General features: G+C 47.0%; 4 protein-coding genes. All 4 read right to left on the bottom strand.

Annotated elements, in window-relative coordinates:
• Positions 1–33: 33 nt before the first annotated feature.
• Positions 34–1,085, bottom strand: a protein-coding gene (locus INT39_RS22145; protein WP_413468962.1) for an IS3 family transposase whose coding sequence is annotated in 2 segments (ribosomal slippage) — positions 34–824 and positions 824–1,085 — 1,053 coding nt in all. Because the reading frame shifts where the segments join, the coding sequence is not laid out codon by codon here.
• A 238-nt stretch (positions 1,086–1,323) separates the two neighbouring features.
• Complete coding sequence (locus tag INT39_RS22140; RefSeq protein ID WP_193076131.1) at positions 1,324–1,860, bottom strand: elongation factor P hydroxylase; 537 nt, start codon at positions 1,858–1,860, stop codon at positions 1,324–1,326.
• Positions 1,861–1,944: 84 nt separating this feature from the next.
• Complete coding sequence (locus tag INT39_RS22135) at positions 1,945–2,370, bottom strand: hypothetical protein (protein WP_193076130.1); 426 nt, start codon at positions 2,368–2,370, stop codon at positions 1,945–1,947.
• On the bottom strand, positions 2,367–4,103 hold the full coding sequence (locus INT39_RS22130) for a hypothetical protein (protein ID WP_193076129.1): 1,737 nt from the start codon (positions 4,101–4,103) through the stop codon (positions 2,367–2,369). The genes INT39_RS22135 and INT39_RS22130 overlap by 4 nt, the downstream gene beginning before the upstream one ends.
• Between the last annotated feature and the right edge of the window lie 114 nt (positions 4,104–4,217).

Below are 4,217 nucleotides of genomic sequence, written 5' to 3'. Positions count from 1 at the left end.
GAACAGGCGGTCACGTTGAAACGGAATGGGTGGTCACGATGGCGCGGAATACGCACGTTCATTATTGTACGTCCAGAGCCAGCGTGTAGCGAAGTCCTGAACCTGCTCAATCGAATCAAACAGATAATGCGATAGCCAGTCATAACGCACTGTACGGTTGTAGCGTTCGATGTAGGCATTCTGTTGCGGCTTGCCCGGCTGGATAAAGCTCAGACGGATGCCACGCTTTTCAGCCCACGCAGCCAGCTTGCCGCTGATATATTCAGGGCCGTTGTCACAGCGAATGGTGGTCGGCTTGCCCCGCCACTCAATGATTTGATCCAGTGACCTGATGACCCGCTCTGCTGGCAGCGACAGATCCACTTCGATACCCAGTCCTTCGCGGTTGAAGTCATCCAGCACATTGAACAGGCGGTAACTGTGCCCATCACCAAGCTGATCATGCATGAAGTCCATTGACCAACACTCATTGACCGTGGCTGGCACAGCCAGAGGCTCAGGCTTCTCACGCATCAACCGTTTCCTGGGCTTGATCCGTAGATTCAACTCCAGCTCTCGGTAAATGCGGTAGACGCGTTTGTGGTTCCAGCCAAAGCGCTTCACATTACGCAAATACAGGAAGCACAGACCAAAGCCCCAGTTGCGCTGATTCTCGGTCAGACGCAGCAGCCAGTCGGCGATCAAGGCATTCTCGCCGCTCAGCCTGGCCTGGTATCTGTAGCAGGTCTCACTGATTCCGAACAGACAACACGCCAGCCGGATACTGACCGCTTTGTCTGCGACTGCCTTTTGCGCCATCTCACGGCGGCGAGACGGCTTCACCACTTTTTTTCAATGGCTTCCTTGAGTATCTCGGCCTTGAGCCGCTCCTCGGCATACATCTTCTTCAGGCGCCGGTTCTCGTCCTCAAGTTCCTTGAGTCGGGCCATCATGGATGCATCCATGCCACCAAACTTGGATCGCCACTTGTAAAAGGTCGCACTGCTGATGCCGTGCTCACGGCACAGCTCAGGCACCGGAACCCCGTTCTCGGCCTGCTTCAGGACGGCCAGTATCTGGCTGTCGGTAAAACGTGATTTTCTCATGCAGAATCTCCCTGCGTGCAGCTTACGGAAAATTCTACTTATGAGCACCGTGGTTTTTAGGGGGGATTACCTCTTGAGTAATGCGATTCTGGATACTGTCATCGTCCAGGTACTTCGCCAGCTTGTTCACGACGCTTACCGTGTATCGTTGCAGCTCATCGGCAATCTAGTTGGATAAGGCAGGCATAATCGATCATGTCGCAAAACGCTTCATCAATTAATAAGGGGTTTAGCCTTGTTACATATCTGATCTGATTGGCGAATTAAAATTAGCTACAAAATTATTTTCCCAATAGTTTTTCAACCCAGACAACACTTTACTGGCTGTGGGGGGTGGATTGACCCTCATCTCTTGATAGGCTTTTTCTAGCTCTTGTAGAAAACATTCCGACGGCGGCCGTCCTGAAAAATCGTCAAGGCTTGGTGAAAACTTGAGGCCCACAATTTCACACATGGCTTTTTCTAATCCTTGTGGCCTCGCTTCAACTTCTTCAAAACGCTGCTGCTCTTCAGTTGTTCGTCCGCACGGGGCATACCAGTATCCGAAATCATCTAAACCTCTTCGCCGATCACCCGCTAAACAGTAGTGAGAAATCTCATGTAAGAGGCTGCGTGGGTAGTTGCTTCTAAAATATAGGATGGCATGAGTATTTGCTGTCGGAGCTTCGTAAAACGGCTCTTCTGCGTCACCTTTTATTGTTAAATTGGGGATAATGTCCGCAAAGGCATTTATCAAATTTTGACAGTATTCATCATCGCTACTGCATACTCTCATTTATTCATTTCCTAATATGAGCTGACAACTCGAAAACATTTAAAAACAGAGATATAAAAGCCATTCCATTTTCAATAAAAGCACTTAGCGCACATTGGGCATTCTAATAATTTTAACATCCTTAGCTTCTACCAGCCCTGTTTCTAACTCAAAATTGCGCCTCACTACATTGAGGTATTCCGTCATCAACAGGTCGTATTCTTGTTTTAGCTGGTTATAGTCACCTATCGCTTTTTGCTTTAGCGCTTTCTGTTGTTCAATCCTAGCTCTCGCCGTTGATTTTACTGGTTCATTTTGCTGTCTAGCTTCCTCTGCATCTGCGATGGCTTCGCACAGTAAAGGATACCTTTCATAACGCACGTACCCTTTTCCTCTGCCAGCCTCACGCCCCACTGCATCTTTAGTGAATTTAAATCGAGAAGACTTGGTATCGACAATCTTGGTTGTGCCATTTTTCAAGCGCTCAAGGGCACGCCAATACTCCTCTTCTATTTTACTGCGTGTTTTCAAGTGACCTCCTCTGTTTCAACAAGTCTCTGCAAAAAGCTATCAATGTGCTTAATATTGGTCTCGTACTCTTGTCGCGCACGCTTTGGGGCACCTTCGGCCAGCTGTGCCTCATAAAACTCTTTTGTCTGCTCTAGCGCGGCTCTTGAGCCTGGAAGAAATACGGCATTTTCGCAACTGATACAGGCGGATGCGAGCACGCCAGCGCCTTTATTACAGGCCGCAACAGATATACACCCTCCAACCAATGTGGGCCGATAACGAAATTTTCCCTTTTTTACCGCTTGCTTGGTCGACGCCCGGCTTTCAAAGAAATGGGGCAATTCATTTCTGTCTTTTTGGGCTTTCAACCTTCTACCCGCGATACCCTCTAATGGTTGAGAGCTTTCTAGAAGCGTATAGATGCTATCCGCTTCAGTGCGTGCTTTGGCATCTAACCACTCAGCACGCAAGGATTTGATCTCAGCGTCTTCACCTAGAATATTTATAGCTCTTGAATTGGAGTCTGAGTAATATACTGTCATCACCATGCTGATATGTTTAAGTTGTGCCTTGAGCACTGGGTATGACACCATTCCGCTAGCTGCTGCATAGACTGCCATTGACCGCCTAAACTGGTGAAATGTTAGGGGCCAGACTTTACCTACTTTGATAGCCTCGGGCACACCATCCCCATACAGAAACCAACTTATTTCTGCTACATCCTTATCTGTGACTGTTAGTTCTTTACTGTAGAGATCTTCATTAATACGTTTTAAGCAGAAAGTGGTTGTTGTAAACCGAAACTGTCGGTGTGGAATACCACTTTTTCCGTGTTCAATTGACAAGAAAAGAGGTATTTCTTGTTCTTGGATATCCATTATTCGCCTGTCGCCAGACCATTCAAGCACACCTTCAGTAATTATCTTTGCAACCTTAAAAGCAGCTTCGACTGCTGAGCATGTCACCCATTTCGTAAACCGAGGAGCGCCATTGGCTTCAAGCTTTGTTGTTGTCGACCAAACAACAGGAATAAGGCCATTTTCGGTATTTATTGTCTTTAATCCGTTAAGGGGAATGGCCAACAATTCACTCTTGCGCATGCCAGTAAACGCAGATATTAAAATGGCACACCGGAGCTGCCAGCGCTTCAGGTTTTCGACAAGGCCTGCCCAACTTTCACTTTTTGAGATACCTGCTTTATAAAGCTCTTTCAGTGCTGTAGAAACATCCATGTTCTCACGCAGTAGCTTTTTCCAGTAGTATTGGATACGCCCATCCTGGCCTCTTGTTGTTGTGGTAGGAACCAAGCTCCTATCCAGCGTAACTCCTTTATCTCTTGCGAGGCCTCGCAATGAAAAGACAAGCTTTATAGCTTTCTCGTGTCGCAAGAAACAATCCAGATCTTCAATAGTTTTCTTGAGTACACTTTGATAGATATCTGAAGGAATAAGTAGCGTCTGTACTGAGTCCGTGGTTTCTGGGAACTTTTTTCGGGTTCTTCTCAATCTACTGAGAAACTCAACCGAGGGCCTTATTTCTTGCCAGAATCTGTTATTGCTGAGTACCGTTGCGGTATCAGCTATGCGCTGAATCTTTCCAAGAAAAAGCCCTACTTGTTTTGTTGTAGAAGCTCGGCTCGTTAAGAAATCGATTGCGTCGGGGGTAGAGAAAATATTTTCCGGGGGTATCTCTCTGTCTGAACAGTATCGCACCAAAAACGAAATTGCCGTCACATCGCCGTTAAGCTTTGACATAGAACAGCCACCCAGCGCACTTATCCAATGTAACGTAAGAGTTTTAATAAACACATTAGTGAATCACACCGGGTTTTATGGAGGCCATTCCGTTTAAGTCAGGCCGCCACGGCC

It is taken from the genome of Pseudomonas sp. FME51, assembly GCF_014897305.1.
The sequence above is the reverse complement of the archived record's forward strand: the minus strand, read 5'-3'. Positions and strand labels throughout refer to the sequence as shown.